16 protein-coding genes and 1 pseudogene are annotated in these 23,956 nt (G+C 47.6%); 9 read left to right on the forward strand and 8 right to left on the reverse strand.

What is annotated here, in order from left to right:
- Window positions 1-301: 301 nt before the first annotated feature.
- Window positions 302-2,512 carry a DUF7151 family protein gene (locus J4N45_RS17210; RefSeq protein ID WP_252012679.1) on the forward strand — a complete coding sequence of 737 codons (2,211 nt, stop codon included), beginning with the start codon at window positions 302-304 and terminating at the stop codon, window positions 2,510-2,512.
- A 97-nt stretch (window positions 2,513-2,609) separates the two neighbouring features.
- Here J4N45_RS17210 and J4N45_RS17215 read toward each other — a convergent pair whose 3' ends face one another.
- The 3 genes from J4N45_RS17215 to argC all read right to left on the reverse strand — a co-directional run bounded on the left by J4N45_RS17215 (window position 2,610) and on the right by argC (window position 5,733).
- Window positions 2,610-3,827 carry an argininosuccinate synthase gene (locus tag J4N45_RS17215; RefSeq protein WP_252012680.1) on the reverse strand — a complete coding sequence of 406 codons (1,218 nt, stop codon included), beginning with the start codon at window positions 3,825-3,827 and terminating at the stop codon, window positions 2,610-2,612.
- A 98-nt stretch (window positions 3,828-3,925) separates the two neighbouring features.
- Window positions 3,926-4,714 carry an acetylglutamate kinase gene (gene argB / locus J4N45_RS17220; RefSeq protein ID WP_252012683.1) on the reverse strand — a complete coding sequence of 263 codons (789 nt, stop codon included), beginning with the start codon at window positions 4,712-4,714 and terminating at the stop codon, window positions 3,926-3,928.
- 14 nt (window positions 4,715-4,728) lie between these two features.
- On the reverse strand, window positions 4,729-5,733 hold the full coding sequence (gene argC / locus J4N45_RS17225; RefSeq protein ID WP_252012684.1) for an N-acetyl-gamma-glutamyl-phosphate reductase: 1,005 nt from the start codon (window positions 5,731-5,733) through the stop codon (window positions 4,729-4,731).
- A 168-nt stretch (window positions 5,734-5,901) separates the two neighbouring features.
- On the opposite strand from argC, the gene argE reads away from it, so the two are divergent.
- The 5 genes and pseudogenes from argE to J4N45_RS17250 form a co-directional block, all read left to right on the forward strand.
- Window positions 5,902-7,041 (forward strand): acetylornithine deacetylase, encoded by a 1,140-nt coding sequence (gene argE, locus J4N45_RS17230; RefSeq protein ID WP_252012686.1) that lies wholly within the window; start codon window positions 5,902-5,904, stop codon window positions 7,039-7,041.
- A 182-nt stretch (window positions 7,042-7,223) separates the two neighbouring features.
- On the forward strand, window positions 7,224-9,857 hold the full coding sequence (gene ppc, locus J4N45_RS17235; protein ID WP_252012688.1) for a phosphoenolpyruvate carboxylase: 2,634 nt from the start codon (window positions 7,224-7,226) through the stop codon (window positions 9,855-9,857).
- 478 nt (window positions 9,858-10,335) lie between these two features.
- Window positions 10,336-10,875 (forward strand): PadR family transcriptional regulator, encoded by a 540-nt coding sequence (locus J4N45_RS17240; RefSeq protein ID WP_042477158.1) that lies wholly within the window; start codon window positions 10,336-10,338, stop codon window positions 10,873-10,875.
- A gap of 92 nt (window positions 10,876-10,967) precedes the next feature.
- On the forward strand, window positions 10,968-11,471 hold the full coding sequence (locus J4N45_RS17245) for a helix-turn-helix domain-containing protein (protein WP_252011666.1): 504 nt from the start codon (window positions 10,968-10,970) through the stop codon (window positions 11,469-11,471).
- Window positions 11,471-12,310 (forward strand): annotated as a pseudogene (locus J4N45_RS17250) (IS3 family transposase); the annotation flags it as partial. The gene J4N45_RS17245 and the pseudogene J4N45_RS17250, both read left to right, overlap by 1 nt.
- 67 nt (window positions 12,311-12,377) lie before the next feature.
- On the opposite strand, the gene metF reads toward J4N45_RS17250, so the two are convergent.
- The 3 genes from metF to J4N45_RS17265 form a co-directional block, all read right to left on the reverse strand.
- A complete protein-coding gene (gene metF, locus J4N45_RS17255; protein WP_042477154.1) occupies window positions 12,378-13,268 on the reverse strand; it encodes a methylenetetrahydrofolate reductase in 891 nt (296 codons plus the stop codon).
- Window positions 13,269-13,731: 463 nt separating this feature from the next.
- A complete protein-coding gene (locus J4N45_RS17260) occupies window positions 13,732-16,167 on the reverse strand; it encodes a bifunctional aspartate kinase/homoserine dehydrogenase II (protein WP_252012689.1) in 2,436 nt (811 codons plus the stop codon).
- A gap of 6 nt (window positions 16,168-16,173) precedes the next feature.
- Window positions 16,174-17,343 carry an O-succinylhomoserine (thiol)-lyase gene (locus tag J4N45_RS17265; protein WP_252012690.1) on the reverse strand — a complete coding sequence of 390 codons (1,170 nt, stop codon included), beginning with the start codon at window positions 17,341-17,343 and terminating at the stop codon, window positions 16,174-16,176.
- Window positions 17,344-17,614: 271 nt separating this feature from the next.
- Between J4N45_RS17265 and metJ the strand changes: the two genes are divergently transcribed.
- Window positions 17,615-17,935 carry a met regulon transcriptional regulator MetJ gene (gene metJ / locus J4N45_RS17270; RefSeq protein WP_006071165.1) on the forward strand — a complete coding sequence of 107 codons (321 nt, stop codon included), beginning with the start codon at window positions 17,615-17,617 and terminating at the stop codon, window positions 17,933-17,935.
- Between the two features lie 409 nt (window positions 17,936-18,344).
- Here the strand turns inward: metJ and J4N45_RS17275 are convergent, their stop codons facing one another.
- Together J4N45_RS17275 and rpmE are read right to left on the reverse strand one after the other, a co-directional pair.
- Window positions 18,345-19,604 (reverse strand): malic enzyme-like NAD(P)-binding protein, encoded by a 1,260-nt coding sequence (locus J4N45_RS17275; RefSeq protein ID WP_042477146.1) that lies wholly within the window; start codon window positions 19,602-19,604, stop codon window positions 18,345-18,347.
- 331 nt (window positions 19,605-19,935) lie between these two features.
- Window positions 19,936-20,154 (reverse strand): 50S ribosomal protein L31, encoded by a 219-nt coding sequence (gene rpmE, locus J4N45_RS17280; protein ID WP_006071169.1) that lies wholly within the window; start codon window positions 20,152-20,154, stop codon window positions 19,936-19,938.
- Between the two features lie 283 nt (window positions 20,155-20,437).
- Here rpmE and priA point away from each other — a divergent pair, with 283 nt between their 5' ends.
- Together priA and cytR are read left to right on the forward strand one after the other, a co-directional pair.
- Window positions 20,438-22,639 carry a primosomal protein N' gene (gene priA / locus J4N45_RS17285; protein ID WP_252012691.1) on the forward strand — a complete coding sequence of 734 codons (2,202 nt, stop codon included), beginning with the start codon at window positions 20,438-20,440 and terminating at the stop codon, window positions 22,637-22,639.
- A 270-nt stretch (window positions 22,640-22,909) separates the two neighbouring features.
- Window positions 22,910-23,917: a DNA-binding transcriptional regulator CytR gene (gene cytR, locus J4N45_RS17290; protein WP_234495057.1), complete on the forward strand. Its 1,008-nt coding sequence runs from the start codon at window positions 22,910-22,912 to the stop codon at window positions 23,915-23,917.
- The last annotated feature ends 39 nt before the right edge of the window (window positions 23,918-23,956 follow it).

The raw sequence follows: 23,956 nt of genomic DNA on the forward strand, positions 1-23,956 counted from the left end.
TTACATAAATATTCATAAGGTTGTTCATGTGTTCTTTCTATCCCTCTCACGACCATCGGTAGAAAATAATCTTCATCTCTAAAACAATCAGCAAGCAATTCAATACAACCCAAATCATTCATAAATAAAATGCAATGTTATCAACAAATTGAACAATTCAAGATATACATCACACGTTATTAATTTCTCTATAGAACACTCAACAATCGATGTGCATCATAACGCACTGCAACTTTAATTGGTGATATCGGTTCCGATTTTATAACTACTGGTTGCTAATTCAAATAATAGGGAAATCAGAATGAATACTACAAAAACATATAACAAAACGCTTTTGGCTAGTGCAATAGCGACGCTCTTAATTACGGGCTGTGGTGATGACGCTTCGGATGGCGCACCAAATGCAGGAGCCCCTGAACCAAAAGATGCCGTCGTGCTAGTGGAAAAGCTCGAGCTGGATAGTGCAGAATGTGCCTTTGGTGGCCTAAAAGTTCTAGCTGGTTACGACGAAAATGAAAATGGAACGTTAGAGGAAAGTGAATACGTTTCAAACAAAACAATATGCAATGATGGTACCGGCGAGACTTCAGACGAAGGCGATGAAATATTTGATCAAGCTCTTGTTTCGACCGTTCTTATTTCAAAAGACGACAATCGATGCTCCGCTGGAGGCCAACAAGTCCTCGTAGGCATCGACCAAAACAACAATGGACTACTCGATAATAGCGAAGTTTTAGAAAACGAAATCTTATGTAGCTTAGGTGCTGACTTCGCACCTAGTCCAGTAATCAACGCTATTACAGCCAACCCTGCGATTGTGGCTACAGGTTCAACTACGACATTAACAGCTACAGTGTCCAATATGACCGATAATGACACTCTTGTATGGAAAGACAGTCGAGGTAATGTATTGACGCCACAAGATGTTAATGCACCGAATATTCTATCAATTACGACTGGTGACCTCTCCGGAACAGAAACTTACACACTTGAGATCAATACAACTAACGAACAGGGACAGAGCGTTGTCCAGCATAAAGATGTTCAAATTACTGTTGCTGATGCCCCAGCTCCAACCCAGGCAGTGTCTTTAAATACTAAGCAGGTTTTCCTTCCTGAGGGATACAACACCAGTCAACTAACCGGCGATGTTTACGGCAGTATTATCTATGCCAAACCTCAACCAACTAGCGCAGCCGCCATGTCTGGGGGGATACCGACACCTGAAGACACTCAGCTTGCTGGCTTCGTAGCGGAGAGGACAACACTGGATAAGGGATTAAGTACAGAAGTCGTGCTGCAGTCAATGATGAGCGCGTTTGCTACTCAGCTCTCAGGCTGGTCTCCGTTAGTGCAAACCTCACAAACTATTCTTGAAAATGGTGATATCAATGCATCATACAAAATCACACTAGGCACCGAAGAAACACTAACAGCATTGCTTCAAACGCTGATCCAACAGACTGCTATCGACAAAGTCGGCGGTACCGCTAGTGCCCTTGTTCCGGCTGCAACAGAGATCGCAGCAAAAGAATATCAGCTAGACATCACATTAAGCTACGCTCCTGAATCGGGTGGGGCGGTCCTTACGTCAACACTAGTAGCAAAAGACAAAGCAACTCTGTATTCGGACCTTATAGTGTCGACTACATCAGAAAGCATTACCTCATCGAAACAGGCAAAACTCTTATTGCAGAACGATAGCTTTACTGCTGTGAATCAGACAGTGTCCAAAGCAGATTTCTTGTTTGTTATCGATAACTCAGGAAGCATGTCTGATGAGCAACAAGCCATTAGTGACCTAACCAAAGCCTTTACTGACACAATGCTAAACGCCAGTGTCGATTTCATGGTAGGTACAATCACTACGGATACTGATGAGTTACGCGGCGAAGGTTTCACCAATGATATTGCGCAAATAGCCCAAGACTTCAAACCTGGCACATGGGGTAGTGCTACCGAAAGAGGGATTTATTACTCTGAGAAGGCGTTACTACCCGGTGGGACAGTTGAAGCCGCTGGCTACCCAAGGGCGGGGGCGTCATTGTCCGTGGTCATTATGAGTGATGAGCCGAGCCAATATCCAACATCGATCAATGGGAAGTTTGATGTAGACGGTAACATTTTCGTTGATAAGGGTTATCGCGTGTATTCTATTGTAAACCCTAACGATGCATCGTACAGCCAGTATGATGATCTCGCTACTAGAACATTAGGTAAAACACTCAACATCAATGTAACCGATGAATATGGTTCATTTGTTGAAACGATGGCTCAAAATGCTGGGGCATCAAGTGCAGGTTACGAACTGACCCAAGCTAAAACGAAGCAAATACTCTCTTCATCTATCGCGGTCAAAGTTGCTGGCGTTTCTGTCGATAGAGACTCGACCGACGGTTGGCAGTATTACCCACTATCAAAATCAATAGTGTTTACCGGATCAGCTATCCCCAATGAAGGGGAAAACATCAGTATTGCCTACCAGTATGTAGAAACACAGCAAAGTAACTAGTTGTTGTACTATTAGGTAATTCTAAATAAGAAGCCCTCAGTTGGTCGACACAACTGAGGGCTCCTTTTTATTTAACGTTAAAAACAGTCAACCAACGCTACTTTTTCTTCGCTTCGTTCAATGCTCTGATACGGCTTGATAGCGAGTAAAGGCGGATGAAGCCTTCAGCGTGGCTTTGGTCGTACACTTCATCTTCACCAAACGTTGCGAACTCTTCTGAGTAAAGGCTGTTTACGCTGCGTTTCTGAGTCACAATCGCTTGACCTTTGTATAGCTTAACCACAACTTCGCCGTTCACGTCTTGTGCCAGCTCTTCAGACGCCGCCAAGATAGACTTACAAAGAGGTGTGAACCAACGACCATCATAAACAAGGTGTGAGGCTTTCACGCCTAGCTCTTCACGGAACTCAAATGATGTTTTGTCTAACACTAGCTGCTCAACTGCACGCAGTGCTTCCATCATGATGGTGCCCCCTGGAGTTTCGTAACAGCCACGAGACTTCATACCGACCAAACGGTTTTCAACGATGTCGATACGACCTACACCGTGCTTCACGCCTTTCTCGTTTAGGTAAACTAGAGCGTTGTATGGCGTCATTTTCTCACCGTCAACGGCAACTACTTCGCCTTTTGCGACTTCTAGCGTCACGTATTCTGCTTGATCAGGTGCTTGCTCAGGATCCACTGTCCATGCCCAGCAATCATCGTTTGGCGCATTCCATGTATCTTCTAGTACGCCGCCTTCCGTTGAGATGTGCCATGCGTTTGCATCACGTGAATAGATCTTAGTTAGTGATGCGCTGCAAGGGATGTTGCGCTCCGCTAGGTAATCCAGACACTCTTCACGGCTCACGAGATCCCACTCACGCCAAGGTGCAATCACTGTTAGGTCTGGGGCTAGGGCTGCAAACGCACCCTCAAAACGCACTTGGTCATTACCTTTACCTGTACAGCCGTGACACAGTGCATCAGCACCCACTTTACGCGCTACTTCTACTTGAGCCTTAGCAATAATCGGACGCGCCATTGAGGTACCTAGCAGGTATTTACCTTCGTAGTACGCACCCGTTTTTAGCGTTGGGAAAATGTAGTCAGCAACCATTTCTTCTTTCAGGTCCGCGATGTAGCATTCAGAAGCGCCTGATGCTTTCGCTTTTTCTTCGATGCCCACAAGCTCTTCTTCGCCCTGGCCTACATCAGCAACGAATGCTACAACTTCACAGTCGTAGTTCTCTTTTAGCCATGGGATGATCACTGACGTATCTAGACCGCCAGAGTAGGCAACAACAACTTTTTTTACAGATGGTTTACTCATGTCTCTCTCCTTGTCCGAGCCTGATTTTGGCGGTCAGCTTCTCGGGGTTACTTCACTTTAAATTCGTTAATCTTAAATTTGGTTTACTTTTTGATAATTCAGTTTGGGACGAACTGTGTGCCGATACTCTGACCTGCAAACAATTCGACTAATTTTTCTGGGTATCGCCATGTCGCCACTTCAATTGGGCGACCTAGGTCATTGGCCGCTTCCAGTGCGGCTTGTACCTTAACAATCATGCCATCGGTAATCACTTTGCCTTCAATCAGCGCATCCGCTTCTTGCTTAGTCAGGCTTGGTAGCAGATGACCTTTGCCATCCAGCACGCCGCTCACATCAGATAGCAATACTAATTCGGCATCCAATGCGCCAGCCACTGCCACTGCCGCTTGGTCGGCATTAACGTTCATCAGCTGACCTTGGCTATCAAGTCCGATTGAGCTAATGATTGGCAGTGCACCTGCAGCTAGAATCGCTTGTAGAACCGCTGGGTTACCTGGCTTAGCATCACCTACGGCGCCAAGCTCTGGATCTAGCTCAGTCACTTCACAAAGGCCGCCGTCAGCAAGGCTCAAACCTACCGCTTTAAGACCCGCTTTGATCGCATCGCCTTGTAGCAACTTATTTGCAGTGCCCGCTAGCGCGCCCGCAATCAAAGGAATTTGATCATAAGGTGTCACGCGCAAACCTTGCTTCTTAACGGTAGGAATGTCGAGCTTCTTCATTAGGTCGTCTACTAGATAACCGCCACCGTGAACAATCACGATGCTTCGCTGTGCTTGCTGGCTGTAATCAGAAATAGCCTTAAATAGTTGTCCAAGCGTATCTGAGCACGACAGTGCCGCGCCGCCCAACTTGATCACTAATGATGTATTTTGCTGACTCATGCTGCTCTCCTCGACTAAACCAACGCGGTTAGCTGTGCAAACTGATTTTTGATGTTCAAACACTGCATCGCTTGACTCGATGCACCTTTTAGCAGGTTATCAATCGCCGACACCACGATGATGTGTTGGCCTTGAACCTTATAACCGATATCGCAGAACGGGGTGTTCTCAACATCTTGAATTCTTGGGATAGTTTCCCCTTTGACGCGTACGCCCGGTTTGCCTTCGTAAGCCGTGGCAAATGCTGATGCAACCTGCTCCGCAGTCACACCATCGCTGAGCTTCATGGTGATGGTCGCCAAGATGCCACGCTTAAAATTGCCTAAATGCGGAGTAAAAATCACATCACAACCCAAATGCGTTGCAATCTCTGGTTGGTGTCTGTGATTAAAAATCCCATAAGGCTGAAGGCTGACCTCGCAAAAGCTGTTGGTCATCGACGCTTTACGTCCTGCGCCAGAGACACCACTCGTTGCATTGATAACTGGCCACATAGTGCTATCAACAAGACCAGCTTCTAGCAGCGGTTTGATTGCCAACTGTGAAGCGGTTGGGTAACAACCTGGTACTGCCACGAGCTGCGCGCTTTCAATCTCTTTTGCGTTCCACTCGGCAAGACCATACACCGCCTTGTCCAACCAGTTTTCGTGCTGATGTTCAAAGCCGTAGAAGGTGGTATAAAAGTCATCGGCTTTCACGCGGTAAGCGCCTGATAGGTCAAACACTTGGCAACCTTGTGCCAAAAACACCGGCGCCAAATCGTGGCTCACCTCGTGGGCTGTTGCCAAAAACACAATGTCACACTCGCTCGCTGCTTTTTGCACATCGACCAGCGGCTGCACGGGCATTTCAACTAAGCCTGCCAACTTGCCATGCAACTGAGAAATCGGTTTGCCAGCATCGACACTATTGGCGGACACGTACAAACCTGATAGCGTGAGCTCTGGGTGTTTGGTCACCATGAGAGCCAGTTCTGCTCCTGTGTATCCTGATGCGCCAATAATAGTGGTTTTTAGCATGACTCTGATTCCGTAAGTAAGTCGATTTAACGTTGTTAGTGAATCTTGCAATTAATGATTATAAATATAGAAAAAATGCCATTAATTGATTTTTTATTCATTAATTATGATTTAATATGTGTTTTACAGTCTTAAGATTAATCTGTCAACAGTAGAAGCGAAGATAATATGCAATTACCTAGTTTTTTAGAGGTCTACAAAGGCCTTATCGGCACACCTTCGATTAGCTCCACGGACCCAAGCTGGGATCATGGCAACGAGAAAGTTATTGAGAAGCTGGCGACTTGGATGAAAGACCTAGGTTTTGAGGTTGAGGTTATCGAAGTTGAACCGAACAAGTTCAATATGATTGCCAAGAAGGGACAAGGCGAAGGCGGTCTACTATTGGCAGGTCACAGTGATACCGTGCCATTTGATGAAGGTCGTTGGAGTTTCAACCCGCATGATCTGACCGAAGCTAACAACCGCTTCTACGGCTTGGGTACTGCAGATATGAAAGGCTTCTTCGCGTTTATCTACGAAGCTGTCAAGAAAATCGACTGGAGCAAGCAAACCAAACCACTTTACGTGTTGGCAACCTGTGATGAAGAAACCACTATGCTGGGCGCAAGACACTTTACCGACAACGCACCGTTCAAACCGGATTACTGCATTATTGGCGAGCCCACCAGCCTAGTGCCTATTCGTGGTCATAAAGGTCATGTGGCCAATGCGATTCGAGTGACGGGTAAATCGGGTCACTCTTCAGACCCAGCATTGGGCGTTAACGCCATCGAAATCATGCATGAAGTGTTGTACGCAATGATGAAACTGCGCGACAAGCTAGTGAAAGAGTATCACCACCCTGGTTTCGCTATCCCCAGCCCTACCCTCAACCTTGGTCATATTCATGGCGGTGACAGCGCTAACCGGATTTGCGGCTGCTGTGAGCTGCATTACGATGTCAGACCGCTGCCGGGTATCAGCTTGGATGGTTTGGACAACCTATTGCGTGATGCACTCAAAGAAGTGGAAGCGAAATGGCCGGGGCGCTTAACCATTACCGCGCTACACGAACCAATTCCTGGCTATGAGTGCGATCATAAACACCCATTTGTTGGTGGAATGGAAACATTGTGTGAAACCCCATCAGAAACGGTTAACTATTGTACTGAAGCACCATTTTTGCAGCAGCTGTGCCCAACCTTGGTGCTCGGCCCTGGCTCAATAGACCAAGCTCACCAGCCAGATGAGTTCTTAAGCTTTGATTTTATTGACCCGACCATAGATATCTTAGCCAAGGCAATGCGCCAATATTGCTTCGAGTGATCGATATTCTGTAATAAATTTTCAACAATTCAACCTTTTAACTCGACCAAGTGTGCGTTTTTCGTGCCAGCACGATAAATGCAAACTTGGTTTACTTTATTTGACTCGCACTAACATTTTTCGCTAGATTGTGAGGCTGATAAGGAATAACGGATGTAGTTAAATTACAAGGCAGGACGACTATGAACGAAAAATATGCCCCATTGAAGAGCAATGTTAGGATGCTAGGGCACCTGTTGGGTAACACCATCAGGGAAGCGCATGGAGACGAGATCCTAGAGAAAGTGGAGAAGATTCGTAAGCTTTCTAAATCCGTAGTACGCGCAGGCAATGAAGCCGATCGTGACATTCTCATTGAAGAGATTAAAAACCTGCCAAATGAGCAACTGACCCCAGTCGCTCGCGCATTTAACCAGTTCCTAAACCTCACTAACATCGCCGATCAATACCATACGATCTCGCGTAGCTGCGAAGCCGATGTGTGTGAACCAGACCCAATCTACACCCTATTTTCTAAGCTTAGCCAGCAAGATGTCAGCAAGTTTGATACCGTTCAAGCCGTGCGCGACCTCAACATCGAGCTTGTACTGACCGCTCACCCAACAGAAATCACTCGCCGTACCATGATCAACAAGCTGGTCAAAATCAACGAGTGTCTTTCTAAGCTCGAGCTTAACGAGCTGTCTGATAAAGAGCGCAAAAAAACCGAGCGCCGTCTCGAGCAGCTCATTTCACAAAGCTGGCACTCAGATGTAATCCGTCAGCAGCGCCCAACGCCACTTGATGAAGCGAAATGGGGCTTTGCCGTGGTTGAGAACTCACTATGGGATGCGGTTCCTGAGTTCTTGCGTGAGTTTGATGAGCGCCTAAAAGGCTACCTAGACGAAGGGCTGCCAATCGATGCGCGCCCAGTACACTTCTCATCTTGGATGGGCGGTGACCGCGACGGTAACCCGTTCGTGACGCATAAAATCACGCGTGAAGTGATGCTGCTGTCACGCTGGAAAGCGGCTGAGCTTTATCTAAAAGATTTCCAAGAGCTTATCACTGAGCTTTCTATGGTTAAGTGTAACGATCAGGTTCGCGACCTTGCCGGTGACGAACACGAACCGTACCGCGCCATTTTGAAACCCGTTCGTAAGCTATTGATTGATACATTGGAAGTGCTAGAAGCACAGATCAATCAACAAGACGTACCGAACAAGCTAATCCTTGAAGACATCTCCCAGCTTTGGGAGCCGCTCATGGCTTGCTACAAATCACTTCGTGAAAGTGGTATGGCCATCATCGCCGACGGCTCACTACTCGACACTCTTCGCCGCGTGAAGGCGTTCGGAGTTCACCTAGTACGTCTCGATATCCGTCAAGAAAGCACACGTCACTCAGATGTGATTTCTGAGCTAACGCGTCACCTTGGTCTCGGCGACTACGACCAGTGGAGCGAGCAAGACAAGGTTTCTTTCCTAATCAACGAGCTAAGCTCAAAGCGTCCATTGCTACCACGCGATTGGGAACCTTCAGAGCCAGTTCAAGAAGTTCTCGATACGTGCCGTGTGATTGCATCACAATCACGTGAAGCGTTTGGTGCTTATGTGATCTCTATGGCCCGCACGGCCTCTGACGTGCTAGCTGTGCACCTTATCCTTCAAGAGTGTGGCTGTAAGTTCCGCATGGACGTTTGCCCACTGTTTGAAACCCTTGATGACCTGAACAACTCTGAAGCGGTCATGAAGCAGCTATTCGATATCGACTGGTATCGTGGCTACATCCAAAACCATCAAATGGTGATGATTGGCTACTCTGACTCAGCAAAAGACGCCGGCGTAATGGCGGCAGGCTGGGCTCAGTACAGTGCGATGGAAAAACTGGTTGAAGTTGGTGAAGAAGCGGGTATCGACATCACCCTATTCCACGGCCGTGGCGGTACGATTGGTCGTGGTGGTGCGCCGGCACACGCGGCACTGCTATCTCAGCCACCGAAGAGCCTAAAAGGCGGCCTACGTGTGACAGAGCAAGGTGAGATGATCCGCTTTAAGCTGGGTCTACCAGAAATTGCGGTCAACAGCTTCAACCTGTACGCAAGTGCAATTCTGGAGGCGAACCTAATGCCGCCACCAGAGCCGAAGCAAGATTGGCGTGACCTAATGGAAGTGCTTTCTGAAGTATCATGCGATGCGTATCGTAAAGTGGTTCGCGGCGAGCCGGACTTTGTTCCTTACTTCCGTCAAGCAACCCCTGAGTTGGAGTTGGGCAAACTGCCTCTTGGCTCTCGCCCTGCGAAACGTAACCCGAATGGCGGCGTAGAAAGCCTGCGTGCGATTCCATGGATCTTCTCATGGAGCCAAAACCGTCTGGTACTGCCTGCGTGGCTTGGTGCTGGTGAAGCGATTCAATACTCTATCGACAAAGGTCACCAAGCACTGCTTGAAGAGATGTGTCGCGAATGGCCATTCTTCTCAACGCGCCTAGGCATGCTAGAGATGGTTTACACCAAGTGTAATATGGAAATCTCTCGCTACTACGACAAGCGTCTGGCGGATCCAGAGTTGTTGCCTCTTGGTGACAAGCTGCGTGGTCAATTGCAGAAAGATATCGTTGCGGTACTGAACGTAGAAAACCACAACCACCTGATGCAAAGTGACCCTTGGGGCCAAGAATCTATCCGCCTGCGTAACATCTATGTTGAGCCTCTCAACATGCTGCAAGCGGAGCTGCTATATCGTACTCGTCAAAGCGAAGAAACCGAATCTGAGCTAGAAGAAGCACTGATGGTGACCATCGCTGGCATCGCAGCTGGTATGCGAAATACTGGCTAAACGATATATTATTTTACAAAAGAGACAAAAGGTCGCACATTGCGGCCTTTTCTTTTTACTGGCATACTTACTGAGAGTTTTGTTAGTTTTTTGAAGTGGTATCGCATTCTATTCCACTTTTTGCTTATATAATTCAGATATAATTACATTCCGCTGTTCGATAAATAAAAAAACACGACGTCAGCAGCGCGGGTCACATGTTCATGTGGCTGTCTAGGTGACAAAGGCTTTAAACACGGTTATTAGTGCCCACATTTGTGCGGTGCGCTGTTCTTTTGTGCGATACACAGTGCTTTGTTAGATGCACAGCTCTTTGTAACACGCATAGCTCTTTGCGAGACAAGTAGCGCTTCGCGCGAGTTTCCCGGAATCACGGCAGATTCCAGGGCGCTTGCTCGGTGCTCACACGTTTAACCGCAAACGCACTTATAAGAACAATATAACTATTACTAAGATTTTGACCATTTGGATTTAAGACATGTCACTACCACACGTTATCCTTACTGTCCTAAGCACTCGTGACGCGACTGGCTACGACATTACTAAGGAATTTTCTGCTAGCATCGGTTACTTCTGGAAGGCAAGCCACCAGCAAGTTTACCGTGAGCTAAACAAGATGGCTGATAAAGCCCTCGTTACCTGTAAACTTGAGCCTCAAGAAGGCAAACCAGACCGTAAGGTTTACTCAATTACTGACGCTGGCCGTGGAGCGCTTGGCGAGTGGTTTGAGCAACCAACCGTACACCCAACCGTTCGTGATGAGTTCTCAGCGAAGCTAGCGGCTTGTGCAGTTCAGCCTTCAGCGGCTTTCCGCATCCAACTCGAAGAGCTTATCGAAGAGTCTAAAAAGCTGGTTGCACACTACCGCGAGATTGAAGCAGCCTACTACGCAACACCAAGCACGCTAGAGAAGCACGCACGCCTTGAGCGTCTCACTCTTCGTCGCAACCTACTTGCACGTCAAGCATGGTTAGACTGGGCAGAAGAAGCGCTTGCTGAGCTAGAAGCACTCGCGTAATCTAGTTCTGATTCAACGCATAGCAAAACGCCAGTCTGCAAAGATGAACTGACCCCCAATAGTTGGACATTCCAATTACTGGGGGTCTTTTTATGTCCAAACACCACAGAGCATTCAAGCTAAAATTGGCTAAGTATGCACAACACGAGGGGTCAAGAGCTCTTGCCCTTAAATTCGGAGTATCGTCAGACCAAATTCGTTATTGGGTGTCGGTTTATCAAATTCATGGGGAAAATAGCTTTCGTCACGAGCAAGCTCCCTATAGTCAAGACTTTAAACTAGAAGTTCTAAAGACTATGCGTATTAATAACTGGTCCTTAAGATATACCAGTGCTTACTTTGATTTATCGTCTCCAGGGATACTATTTCAATGGCAAAAGCTTTATGCTCAGCAGGGTATATCCCGGCTTAAACCACAGAAAAAAGGCAGACCTTGCATGACAAACCACTCTCTTAAACCTAAGCCATCTGAGCAGATGACAGAGAAAGAACTAAGAGAGGAACTTGAGTATTTACGTGCAGAGAATGCTGTCCTAAAAAAGTTAGAGGCCTTGGCTCAAGCCAAAAAGAAAAAAGCAAAGCAAAGACACTCGTAGTCGATGAGCTCAAGGCAAAGTACCGCTTGCACCATTTACTCAAAGCTACTGGGTTAGCCCGAAGTGTGTATTACTATCATCGTAATACAACACAGGAGTCATACTCTGAATCGAGTTTAAAAAGGCAAATACGTGATATCTATCAGCAACACAAAGGGCGCTATGGATATCGCAGAATCACATGCACCTTGAGGAAGGCAGGCATGGTGATTAACCATAAACGAGTTCAACGTCTTATGATTGAGCTTGGTCTTAGGTCCAAGGTCAGGCCCAAGAGATACAAATCATACAAAGGCGAAGTTGGGCGGATCGCTTCGGACTTATTAAAAAGAGAATTCAATGCCAACAAACCGAACCAAAAGTGGGTAACGGATGTGACCGAGTTTAAAGTCGATGGTCAGAAGGTTTATCTGTCACCCGTTATCGACTTATTCAACCAAGAAGTCGTGAGTTATGAGGTGCGTAAGTCAGCAGCATTACCCTTGGTCACTGACATGATAAAAAAGGCGATAAAGACACTTAAAAAGCATGAGAATCCCATCGTGCATTCAGACCAAGGCTGGCAGTATCAAAATAAGGCGTATCAAAACCATCTCAAGAAGAAAGGGCTCGCTCAAAGTATGTCTAGAAAAGGGAATTGCTTAGACAATGCGGTTGCTGAGAACTTCTTCGGAATACTCAAGACAGAGATGTATCATAACGAAGTCTTTAAAAGTGCAGATGAACTGATTGAAAGAATTAGAGAATACATAGACTATTACAATAACGAACGAATTAAGCTGAAGTTAAAAGGCCTGAGTCCGATAGCATATCGAAATCAAGCCTTAGCAGCCGCTTAGAAATGAGTCCAACTTTATGGGGTCAGTTCAAAGACTGGCGTTTTTTGTTTGGGACTAAAACTCTCGGTTATGCTTCAGGGCGAACGCCGAGTGTGTGGCACAGTGCGTAAGTCATTTCTGCGCGGTTTAGGGTATAGAAGTGGAAATCTTTCACACCTTCGCGGCTAAGAACACGCACCATATCGATCGCTTGGCTCGCGCCCACCAATTGGCGAGTCATTAGGTCGTCATCAAGACCCTCGAATTGTTTTTGCATCCAACCCGGCACTTTCACCTTGTTCATTGCTGCAAAGCGTGACGCTTGCTTAAAGTTAGTCACAGGCAGAATACCTGGAACAATCTCTACATCGATACCAGCCGCCACACAGCGGTCACGAAAGCGTAGGTAGCTCTCTACATCAAAGAAGAACTGAGTGATCGCACGGTTCGCACCCGCATCCACTTTACGCTTTAGGTTAAGAAGATCCGCCTGAGCACTCTTCGCTTCTGGGTGAACCTCAGGGAACGCAGCGACTGAAATATCAAAGTCGTGGCGAGATTTTAGTAGCTCAACTAGGTCAGACGCATACATGTCTGGCTGACCGCCGCCTTCTGGAATATCACCACGCAGAGCAACGATGTTCTTAATACCATTCGCCCAGTAGTCTTCAGCGATATCGATAAGCTCATCACGTGACGCATCGATACACGTTAGGTGCGGCGCTGCCACAAGGCCCGTCTCTGATTTAATTTCTTTGATAATAGAGTGCGTACGGTCACGCTCACCAGAGTTAGCACCGTAAGTCACTGAGACAAACTTAGGCTTGAGTGTTTTTAGGCGATGAACCGATTTCCACAGCGTCTCTTCCATTGTTGGCGTGCTCGGCGGAAAGAACTCGAATGAAACATTAATATTGTCCGATAGCTCAGCAATATTCTGGTTCAAAGCATCAATGTGGCCTGCGTGTGTATATCCCATGGTCCTCTCCCTAATCACCAAGATTGGTTATCCCATCCAATCTCAGATTAAAACCTGTCTGTCTTTAAATGATGATTTTTTAATTTTTGACGTTTAGACGTCTATATGTCTACAGAATGAAATGAATGGGTTTTAAAGTCAATAGAGGGATTATGAATTTTTTTCATGTGGAGAGTTAGGGAAATTGAAGATGGGGGTGGGAGTGGTTTAGCGGGGGAATAGTTTAGATAGATAAGCGCTGGAAGTTTCGCAGCGCTGGCGCTTTCCCCCTCCTAGCCTCCCGGCTACGCGCCCCGCTTGTAAGGGGAGGAACAACGGCTAGCTACGCATCGCCTATGATTTCGCTATAGGCTACGCGACGATAGGAGCGAGCCCGTCATTCTCCCCCTAATATAGGGGGAGCTAGAGGGGGTATAGCTCTTGATCTTTCTTTTGCTTTTGCTTTTGCTCTTAAAGCTCTCAATCAAAAAAAGCTCGACATCAAATTCAAATCCGACTGAATCGCCCCAGCCGTCACTTCACGACCGGCACCAGGACCACGGATAACCAGCGGATTGTCTTTGTACCACTTACTCTCAATCGCAAAGATATTGTCGCAAGGTAGAAGGTTTGCCAGCGCATGCTCTTTCGATAGCGCTTCAATCCCCACACGAGCCTTACCTTGTCGATCTAAACGAGCAACATAACGCAGCACTTTGTCTTCACGTTGAGCCTTCTCTAAACGCTCTTGCAAGATCTCGCTAAGCAGTGTGGCTTTCTCAAAGAAGCCCTCTAGCGATAGCTCGGCAAGCTCTTCAGGAACCAAAGACTCCACTTCGACGGCGTCAGGCTCGATATCGAGCCCCGATTCACGAGCCAAGATAACGAGCTTACGCATCACGTCAGAGCCATCAAGGTCTGAGCGAGGGTCCGGCTCGGTTAAGCCCTGCTGCCACGCAAGGTCTACAAGCTCTGCAAACGGTACAGAGCCGTCAAACTGCTGGAACAACCACGATAAAGTGCCAGAGAATATCCCTGAAAGCGCAACGATGTCATCACCACTTTCACGAAGGTCGCGAACGGTATGGTTTATTGGTAACCCTGCGCCCACAGTGGCGTTGTAAAGCCAGTGACGACCGGTTTTCGAAAACGCATCTTGCACGGCGTGATAGTCATTACTTGGAGCAGAGCCCGCAACCTTGTTTGCTGAGATGAGGTGGAGACCATGCTCTGCGATGCTGACGTATCTTTCCGCCAGTGCCGCACTTGCAGTCACATCTAATACTACGCCTTCGTCGTAGCCTTGAAGTGCCGCTAGGCGTTGTAGCCAGATGTCACCTTGGTATTCAATCGCTTCGTCTTCATAGCGCGTGAGCACCTGCTGCTCGTCGATGCCATCTTCATCAAACCAATAGGTCTGGCTATCGATAACTGCGACTAAGTTGAAACTCATACCACGACGTTTCTCAAGCTCGCTTTTCTGCTCTTTAAATAGAGATAGCCAGCTTGAGCCAATATTACCTTTACCGCACAGCGCCACCGCAACACGCTTTTGCGCTTGAAATAGCTGAGTATGGACCGATTTCACGAGAGGTTGAATGTCTGACTTACGTAGCACAGCAGCAAGACTCAATTGAGACTCAGCTTCTGAAATAAACTCAACTGGCGCATGTTTAAGTTGCTGATAGAAGCCAAAGCAGTGGTTGGCATTTTTCGTTACGCCCGCCCCCACTGCAGCCAGCATGGAATAGCCTTCTTTGAGCTTAATTTCCGCTTCAATCGCCAAGTCTTGCAGCTCAGTAAGCGCACCAGAGGCAATTTCCGCGGTATAAGCAAGGCGAAGTCGAGATTGGTCCGCCTGCGCTTCAAATGCTAACGGTGCCAATTGTGCACGCTTAAGACTATTAAGCACTTCAGTCTGTGCACGCTCAAAATCGTGACCCGCACCAAATGCCAATTCAATAAGCAGAACTTCATCGAGTGACGTGATGATTTTTGCGCCGCGCCCTGATGCAAGCACACGCTCAATGCGTGTTGAACCAGACTCAGGTTGATAGCTGCAGCGTAGATTCAAGTCCATCGCGCTTTGAGCAACAGGCTGAAGCGTACGACTGTGCAATACAGGTGCTGCAAGGCGAGCCAGTTCGCTGGCTTCATCTAAACGCAGCAGAGGCAATAGGCATGCATCGCTCACCACGCGTGGGTCCGCACTGTATACACCCGCCACGTCACTCCAGATCGTCACGCATGACACTTCCGCCAATGCGCCAATCACAGTAGCAGAATAGTCAGAACCATTACGACCCAGCAGCACGGTTTCGCCGCATTCACTTTGCGCCATAAAACCGGTGATCACCACACGGTGATGCGCATGCTGCGCCAATACTTCTTTGATCAGCGGGTAGGATTTAGCGCGGTCTACCTCTGGCTGAGTGCCGAACTCAGCGCGAAGGAAGGCTCTTGCGTCTTGTGCCACTGCAGGCAAATCGCTCTGTCTAAGCAGTGCTGCCAGTAGACGTGAAGACCACACCTCGCCATGTCCTAGTACCGATGCGCGCTCAGCGTCTGTGAGCGGATAGCTAAGCTCACCAAGCGTGCTAAACTCATCGTGTAACTGAGACACAAGACCTTCGGCTTCTTCACCTGTTAGTAGTGACTCCACCAGCTCAATCTGAAACTGACGAAGCGCCTGTAGGTGCTCGTGCGCAATGCGCCCATCTTTATTGAGCGCATCTAGAAATTCGATGAGACGGTTAGTGGTTTTACCCGCCGCCGAGACCACGATAAGGTCTTCTTCATTCGAGTAGTCTTTTAAGATGGAAACCACTCGGCGATAACATTCAGGGTCCGCTAAGCTGCTACCGCCAAATTTGTGCAACTGCTTACCTTGTCTGTTATTTAGGGTACTGCTTTGACTCATGCCGGCTTATCCTTTAAATGCAGATGCTTTCTCAAACGCTTGGGCTAGGTCATCAATCAGATCTTGCGCGTCTTCTAGACCAACAGAGAGGCGAAGGAGCTGCTGAGAAACCCCCGCTTCGGCTAATGCTTCTTCGCCCATCGCACGGTGCGTCATAGAGGCAGGGTGACAAATCAGACTTTCGACGCCACCAAGAGACTCTGCGAGCGAGAATAGCTCTAGCTCACCGACAAAGTACTTAAGCTGCTCAAAGCTACCTGCGAACTCAAAGCTCAACATAGAGCCAAAACCAGACTGCTGCTTCTTAGCAATCTCATGACCAGGGTGCTCAGGCAGACTTGGGTGATAAATCACTTTTACCAATGGCTGCGGCTTAAGAAAATCTAGGATCTGTTGCGAGCTTTCTTCATGGACGCGCATACGTGCGCCAAGGGTACGAATACCACGCAAAGTCATGTAGCTATCAAAAGGCGTGCCTGTCGCACCGATGCAGTTGCCCCACCATGCGAGCTCTTCTGCATGCTCTTCGGTTTTGGTGATCACCACACCGCCAATCACGTCAGAGTGACCGTTGATATACTTGGTCGTTGAGTGAATCACAAAGTCTGCGCCAAGCTCGAGAGGCTTTTGGTACACAGGTGTCAAAAAGGTGTTGTCTACTGCTACCAGCGCACCGACATTTTTCGCTTTTTCACACACGGCGGCAATATCGACAACACGCACAAGTGGGTTAGACGGCGTTTCAAGCAAGATCAGTTTTGGTTTTTGCTCAAGCGCAGCATCGAAGGCTTGCTCGTCACTTTGGTCAACAAAATTAACCTTAAAGTCCCCTTTTTGGGCACGCGTGTTGAACAAGCGGTACGTGCCGCCGTAACAGTCATGAGGAGCAATAATCGTGTCTTCTGGACCTAAGAAAGCAGACACCCAAAGGTTGAGTGCAGAGGTACCACAGTTAGTCACTACCGCGCCTTTACCAGATTCCAGCTCATACAAAGCAGTTTCTAACAAACCTCGGTTAGGGTTTCCTGAGCGGGTGTAATCGTAAGTCGGCACTTCCCCAAACGCAGGGAAACCATAGTTAGTAGAGAGATAAATAGGTGGCACCACAGCGTGATGCTGGGTATCCGATTCGATACCAGTACGTACGGCTATTGTCGCTGGCTTCCGATTGCTCATAGAAACTTCCTTTCTCAGATCGCATGGCTAGTTGGTGTAACCACAGTGTCTACTTTTACCGGTAATATGGGAACCGGCAAACGCCACAAACGTTAAAGAATTAACATTGCATTAAAATAAATGTCCACATTCGTTGCCCCACTTTACTTTCCAAAATGTGAGACGTCAACACTTCTAGACGTCTATATGTCTTTGCTTATGGCAGTAAATCCCGCTAAAATTGCAGCATTCTTATTACTACTATTTATGATTAACAGAGCGAAGGTGTGTAATGGCAGATTGGAATGGTGAATACATTAGCCCATATGCGGAGCACGGTAAGAAAAGCGAGCAGGTAAAAAAAATCACAGTGTCTATCCCGCTGAAGGTGCTAAAGGTATTGACCGATGAGCGTACTCGTCGCCAAATCAATAACCTACGCCATGCAACCAACAGTGAACTATTGTGCGAAGCGTTCCTGCACGCCTACACTGGCCAGCCGCTTCCGACCGACGAAGATTTAAGAAAAGACCGTCCTGATGATATCCCGACAGAAGCGAAAGAGCTGATGACGGCGATGGGGATTGAGTTTGAAGCGTTTGATGAAGAGTAAGTATTAAACGGTAATAAAAAAGACGGTATTAATACCGTCTTTTTTATTACTTTAAACTCGTGCTATTACTAGCACCTCTTCTCGTCATCCTTTTTCATTCGTCATCCTCACGAAAGTGAGGACTTTTTCAGCGCATATGGTGCTCAATTTATGTGAGTCACTCGCCGTGAAAGATCCCCTTTTTCAAGGGGGTGACGAAAATGCGCCCTTAAATGCCGCATATTTTAAAACCCCAATATGCCGTCATCCTCACGAAAGTGAGGATCTTTGTCAGCGCGTATGGTGTTCAATTTGTGTGAGTCACTCGCTGCGAAAGATCCCCTTTTCCAAGGGGATGACGAAAGTGAGACTGGATGATGAACAACAGCGAAACAAGACAGTGCAGAGCTAGCACTACGCTGTTGAACTATTAAGCCATATAGCTATCAGGCAATTCAATACGAGCCACGCCAGATTCAACCGCAGCTTTCGCTACCGCTTTAGCCACACGAGGAAGCAAACGCGGGTCCATTGGCTTTGGAATGATGTAGTCCTTACCAAAGGTCAACGCCTCAACACCTGCGGCATTAAGTACGTCTTGTGGCACTGGCTCTTTCGCTAGCTCACGAATCGCTTCTACCGCTGCCAGTTTCATCTCATCATTAATCTCACTCGCACGCACATCAAGAGCGCCACGGAAGATAAACGGGAAACACAGCACGTTATTTACCTGGTTCGGGTAGTCTGAACGACCTGTACCCATAATTAGGTCATCACGAACCTGATGAGCAAGCTCAGGTTTGATTTCTGGATCTGGGTTTGAACACGCAAACACAATTGGCTTGTCCGCCATTAACTTAAGCGCTTCTGGTGGCAACAGATCAGGCCCCGAGACACCTAGGAATAGGTCCGCGCCTTCGATCACATCTTCTAGCGTGCGCTTATCTGTGTTGTTGGCAAACAGCTCTTTGTATTCGTTAAGATCGTCACGACGAGTGTGGATCACACCTTTGCGATCCAGCATGTAGATCTTCTCACGCATCGCGCCACATTTGATCAAAAGCTCCATACACGCGATCGCCGCCGCGCCTGCGCCAAGACAGACAATAGTGGTTTCTTTCAGATCTTTACCCTGAAGCTCAATAGCGTTGAGCATACCTGCTGCAGTTACAATCGCCGTGCCGTGCTGGTCATCGTGGAATACCGGCACATCACAACGCTCGATTAGGCGTCGTTCAATCTCAAAACAGTCTGGCGCTTTAATATCTTCTAGGTTGATACCACCAAAGGTGTCTGAGATGTTCGCAACAGTATCTACGAACTCATCGATAGTGCGGTGTTTTACTTCGATATCAATGGAATCTAGGCCCGCGAAACGTTTAAACAGTAACGCTTTACCTTCCATAACTGGCTTAGACGCCATTGGACCTAGGTTACCAAGACCTAGGATTGCGGTACCGTTAGAGATCACTGCGACCATATTGCCTTTCGCAGTGTATTTATAAACATTCTCGGCATTTTGCGCGATTTCACGCACAGGCTCGGCCACACCAGGGCTGTAGGCCAATGCGAGATCCGCTGCTGAGTTGGCGGGTTTAGTTAATGCTACTTCGATTTTTCCAGGTACAGGGTTGGCATGGTAATCAAGCGCTTGCTGGCGAAATTCGTCAATTTGATGGTCATCGGACATGGTTAGCTATCCTGCTTTTATAAGACTGATTAGTTACTTAGATGATGTAGTTATGAGTATAAGCCCGTTTATTTTTATTCGCGTTGCTTCTAAAGGGTTACACACACAGAGTGGGTACATTTGAACGGAGAGGAGGTATCTCTGATGTTCATTACTCTGACGAACCAATACTACGCGAGTTTATTAGGCTTTTGAATGGATGGAAGGGATGAAGCGAAGAAAAAAGTAGAGATAGGTAACACGTTATGCAAGCAGATGTTGACAGGTAAAAAAACAGCAAAAAAGCAAAAAGGACGCCGAAGCGTCCTTTTTTAATCTGCAAAAGTAATAATTACTTCTTGCTAGATAGAGCACCGAAACGCTTGTTGAAGCGATCAACACGGCCGCCAGTATCAACGATACGTTGCTTACCAGTGTAGAATGGGTGGCACTTGTCACATACGTCTAGGTGGATAGAATCTTTACCTAGAGTAGAGTTGAATTCGAATGTGTTGCCGCAAGAGCAAGTTGCTGTTACAGCTTTGTATTCTGGGTGGATACCAGCTTTCATGGGAAACCTCAATAATTTAGGCCGTGTCGCCATCCGATTCTAAGCCGGACACCACACGTAGTTAATAAATAGATGATACCATCGCTTTGCATTTCAATATGAAAGCAAGAAGCCATGCCATCAAGGCGCAGTATAGTAATGAATAGTGCCAAGGGAATCAACTAAAATTGCGACTTTTTTCGCCACCTTCGGTGAGCCTTAGCCGATAAATTGATTATCCAGTCTATACAAGGCGACCCATACCGTTAGAATAGACGTCTTCTTTATCAATATCGACCTAACTATGCGCCCAAATGTCGCTCGAGTGGCTCTTCCCGTCCCACTTGATAAACAGTTTGACTACCTCGTCCCTGCCCACCTTTTTCCTGTGGTTGGCGGGCGCGTGTCTGTACCATTTGGACCAAAAACGCTCGTCGGTATTGTGATGCAGTTTAGCCATGAGTCTGAGTTTCCGATAGACAAACTCAAGCCGATAAAAGCGGCGTTAGATACGGCTCCCGTTTGGTCTAAGCCTCTTTTTGACCTTATCTCATGGTGCAGCCTTTATTACCAGCATCCACTTGGCGACACCTTGAGTAACGCACTACCCGCAGCTCTTAGAAAAGGCAAGCCTGCTGAATTTGCCGCAACCGTGGAGTGGCAGATCACAGAAGCTGGCAAGACTCAACTAATGTCCGGCTTTGGGCGAGCAGTGAAGCAAGCCAAAGTCATGCATATGTTGGAATCTGGTCCGTGTTCGCATCAGCTTTTTATCGACAGTGACGTCAGCACTAGCGTACTCAAGACACTGACAGAAAAAGGCTGGATAACGTCGATAGAGAGACAAAACCAACAAACCCAATGGCCAGAGGCGATCTGCAACGATCCTGTCGATCTTCGCTTGAATGCCGAACAGGCCGTTGCGATAGCGTCGGTCAACAGTCAGACTGAGTTTGGCTGCTACTTGCTTGAAGGCGTCACTGGTTCAGGCAAGACCGAAGTCTACCTGCAGATGATTAAGCCCATACTGGAGCGCGGACAGCAAGCTTTGGTGTTGGTGCCGGAGATTGGCCTTACTCCGCAAACCATTAATCGCTTTCGTAAACGTTTTAATGTGCCCATTGAGGTTATCCACTCAGGTCTTAATGACACTGAGCGGCTCAACGCGTGGCTAAGCGCACGCGACAAAGTGGCGGGTATTGTTATCGGTACGCGCTCGGCGCTACTTACGCCATTTGCCGACCTCGGTATTATTATTGTCGACGAAGAGCACGACACCTCATATAAGCAGCAAGACAGCTTGCGTTACCATGCCCGTGACGTCGCGGTGATGCGTGCGAACAAAGAGCAGATCCCGATTATTCTTGGCTCTGCCACGCCGTCTATGGAAACGCTACAAAATGCGCTGGCGGGCAAGTATCATCATTTAATACTCAGCCAGCGAGCAGGACTAGCGGTACCGACGACCAATAAGGTCATTGACGTCAAAGGTCAGTTTCTTGAAGCCGGACTATCAGCGCCACTGATTGCTGAGCTGCGCCGCCATTTAGAAGCAGGCAACCAGGTGATGTTGTTCCTCAACCGCCGTGGATTTAGCCCTGCCCTCATGTGCCACGAATGTGGCTGGACAGCAGAATGTCACCGCTGTGATGCCTATTACACCTATCACCAGTCGAGTAACGAGATCCGCTGCCACCATTGTGGCTCCCAGCGTCCTATCGTTCATCAGTGTGAAGGTTGTGGCTCGCATCAACTGGTTACCGTCGGTGTGGGTACAGAGCAGCTTGAAGCTCAGCTAGAAAGCCTATTTCCTGAATACAATACCATTCGTATTGACCGAGACAGCACCAGACGCAAAGGCAGCCTAGAAGCGGCGCTCAATGCCATCAAAAACAATGAGTACCAGATCTTGATTGGTACCCAGATGCTTGCCAAGGGGCACCACTTCCCTAATGTCACACTAGTCGCGCTGCTTGACGTAGACGGGTCTCTTTACAGCAGCGATTTTCGCGCGTCAGAGCGTTTAGCACAGCTGTTTATTCAGGTGGCTGGACGTGCCGGACGCGCAAGCAAGCCCGGTGAAGTGCTGCTGCAAACTCACCACCCAGAGCACCCACTGCTTCAAAGCTTACTCCATAAAGACTATCGCCATTTTGCCGAGACCGTGATTGAAGAGCGTAAACTGGCGCAGTTGCCTCCCTTTAGCTTCTTGACCCTGGTTCGCGCCGAGGCCAATAACAGCAATGACGTCGAGACCTTCTTGCGCCAGGTTCGCTACTCTTTAGAAGCTCACCCGCTGTTTGATAATGCTTGTATGGTGTTAGGTCCAACCCCTGCACCGATAGCAAAACGCGCAGGAAAAGCGCGTTGGCAACTCATGCTTCAAGTTCCCTCAAGACCACAGATGCAAAAAATCATCACTGCAGCCAAACCGGTTATCGCGCAATTACCGCTGGCGAAAAAGGTACGTTGGTCATTAGATATCGAGCCACAAGATTTAAGTTAATCGGTAAAATTTGATTAATAACAAAACGATAACCACTACGAGTTGTGATATGCTTCACAATTGTATTGCAAAATCTGTTAATCAGACCGTAACTTTCATTCGAGAAATGAATAATATTTAGTAATAGTTCATGATTATAAAAACGGATTTTGAAAATCTATTTATTAGATAAATTAAACATTTAACACAGCAATAACCCATCGCGAAACATAGCACTAAATAATAATAGTTATTCGATAGGTCTAGACATTTAAAAGAGGACAAACGTTTATGGCGACAATGAAGGATGTTGCCCAGCTTGCAGGCGTCTCTACGGCTACGGTATCAAGAGCTCTGATGAACCCAGAAAAAGTCTCATCATCTACTCGTAAGCGAGTGGAAGATGCGGTTTTAGAAGCTGGCTATTCTCCAAATTCACTCGCACGCAATCTTCGCAGAAATGAATCTAAAACCATTGTGACGATTGTACCTGACATCTGTGACCCATATTTCTCCGAGATCATTCGTGGTATTGAAGATGCCGCTATGGAGCATGGTTATCTCGTATTACTGGGGGACAGCGGTCAGTCAAAAAAACGTGAAACCTCGTTTGTGAACCTCGTATTCACCAAACAAGCTGATGGTATGTTGCTGTTGGGAACGGATCTTCCTTTCGACATCAGTAAGCCAGAGCAAAAGAACCTGCCACCAATTGTCATGGCGTGTGAATTTGCGCCTGAGCTTGAACTGCCAACCGTTCACATTGATAACCTGACCTCAGCGTTTGAAGCGGTGAACTATCTATCAAACCTTGGGCATAAGCGAATCGCTCAGATTGCTGGTCCAGACTCAGCATTCTTATGCCGCTTTAGACAGCAAGGCTACCAGCAAGCCCTGCGCCGTGCTGGCCTGCCAATGAATCCCGCGTACACCGTGAAGGGTGATTTCACCTTTGAGGCTGGCGCTAGACTTGTTCGCACCCTCTTGGCACTGCCAGAGCCACCAACTGCAATATTCTGTCACAATGATGTGATGGCGATTGGTGCCATGCAAGAGGCGAAGAAATTAGGGCTGCGTGTTCCTCAAGATCTCTCTGTCGTCGGCTTCGATGATATCCAATTTGCACAGTACTGCGATCCACCGCTAACGACGGTCTCACAGCCTCGCTATGAGATTGGACGACAAGCCATGTACATGATGCTCGAAGTGCTAAAAGGTGCTGATGTAAGAGCAGGCTCTCGTCTTCTGGATACGGAACTTGTGATCCGCGACAGTGCGGCTCCTCCAAGAATCCTGTAGTTGGCACGATACTGACTTGCAACTTGACCTTGTGGAATT

It is taken from the genome of Vibrio sp. SCSIO 43140 (assembly GCF_023716585.1).
GTDB classification, from domain to species: domain Bacteria; phylum Pseudomonadota; class Gammaproteobacteria; order Enterobacterales; family Vibrionaceae; genus Vibrio; species Vibrio maritimus_B.

Excerpts from the sequence above, each read along its gene's own strand:
- J4N45_RS17275 (WP_042477146.1), bottom strand. The coding sequence starts at position 19,604 with ATGTCCGATGACCATCAAATTGACGAATTTCGCCAGCAAGCGCTTGAT.
- cytR (WP_234495057.1), top strand. The coding sequence starts at position 22,910 with ATGGCGACAATGAAGGATGTTGCCCAGCTTGCAGGCGTCTCTACGGCT.
- ppc (WP_252012688.1), top strand. The coding sequence starts at position 7,224 with ATGAACGAAAAATATGCCCCATTGAAGAGCAATGTTAGGATGCTAGGG.
- metJ (WP_006071165.1), top strand. The coding sequence starts at position 17,615 with ATGGCAGATTGGAATGGTGAATACATTAGCCCATATGCGGAGCACGGT.
- J4N45_RS17260 (WP_252012689.1), bottom strand. The coding sequence starts at position 16,167 with ATGAGTCAAAGCAGTACCCTAAATAACAGACAAGGTAAGCAGTTGCAC.
- priA (WP_252012691.1), top strand. The coding sequence starts at position 20,438 with ATGCGCCCAAATGTCGCTCGAGTGGCTCTTCCCGTCCCACTTGATAAA.
- argB (WP_252012683.1), bottom strand. The coding sequence starts at position 4,714 with ATGAGTCAGCAAAATACATCATTAGTGATCAAGTTGGGCGGCGCGGCA.
- J4N45_RS17265 (WP_252012690.1), bottom strand. The coding sequence starts at position 17,343 with ATGAGCAATCGGAAGCCAGCGACAATAGCCGTACGTACTGGTATCGAA.
- metF (WP_042477154.1), bottom strand. The coding sequence starts at position 13,268 with ATGGGATATACACACGCAGGCCACATTGATGCTTTGAACCAGAATATT.
- J4N45_RS17245 (WP_252011666.1), top strand. The coding sequence starts at position 10,968 with ATGTCCAAACACCACAGAGCATTCAAGCTAAAATTGGCTAAGTATGCA.
- J4N45_RS17240 (WP_042477158.1), top strand. The coding sequence starts at position 10,336 with ATGTCACTACCACACGTTATCCTTACTGTCCTAAGCACTCGTGACGCG.
- argC (WP_252012684.1), bottom strand. The coding sequence starts at position 5,733 with ATGCTAAAAACCACTATTATTGGCGCATCAGGATACACAGGAGCAGAA.
- J4N45_RS17215 (WP_252012680.1), bottom strand. The coding sequence starts at position 3,827 with ATGAGTAAACCATCTGTAAAAAAAGTTGTTGTTGCCTACTCTGGCGGT.
- rpmE (WP_006071169.1), bottom strand. The coding sequence starts at position 20,154 with ATGAAAGCTGGTATCCACCCAGAATACAAAGCTGTAACAGCAACTTGC.
- J4N45_RS17210 (WP_252012679.1), top strand. The coding sequence starts at position 302 with ATGAATACTACAAAAACATATAACAAAACGCTTTTGGCTAGTGCAATA.
- argE (WP_252012686.1), top strand. The coding sequence starts at position 5,902 with ATGCAATTACCTAGTTTTTTAGAGGTCTACAAAGGCCTTATCGGCACA.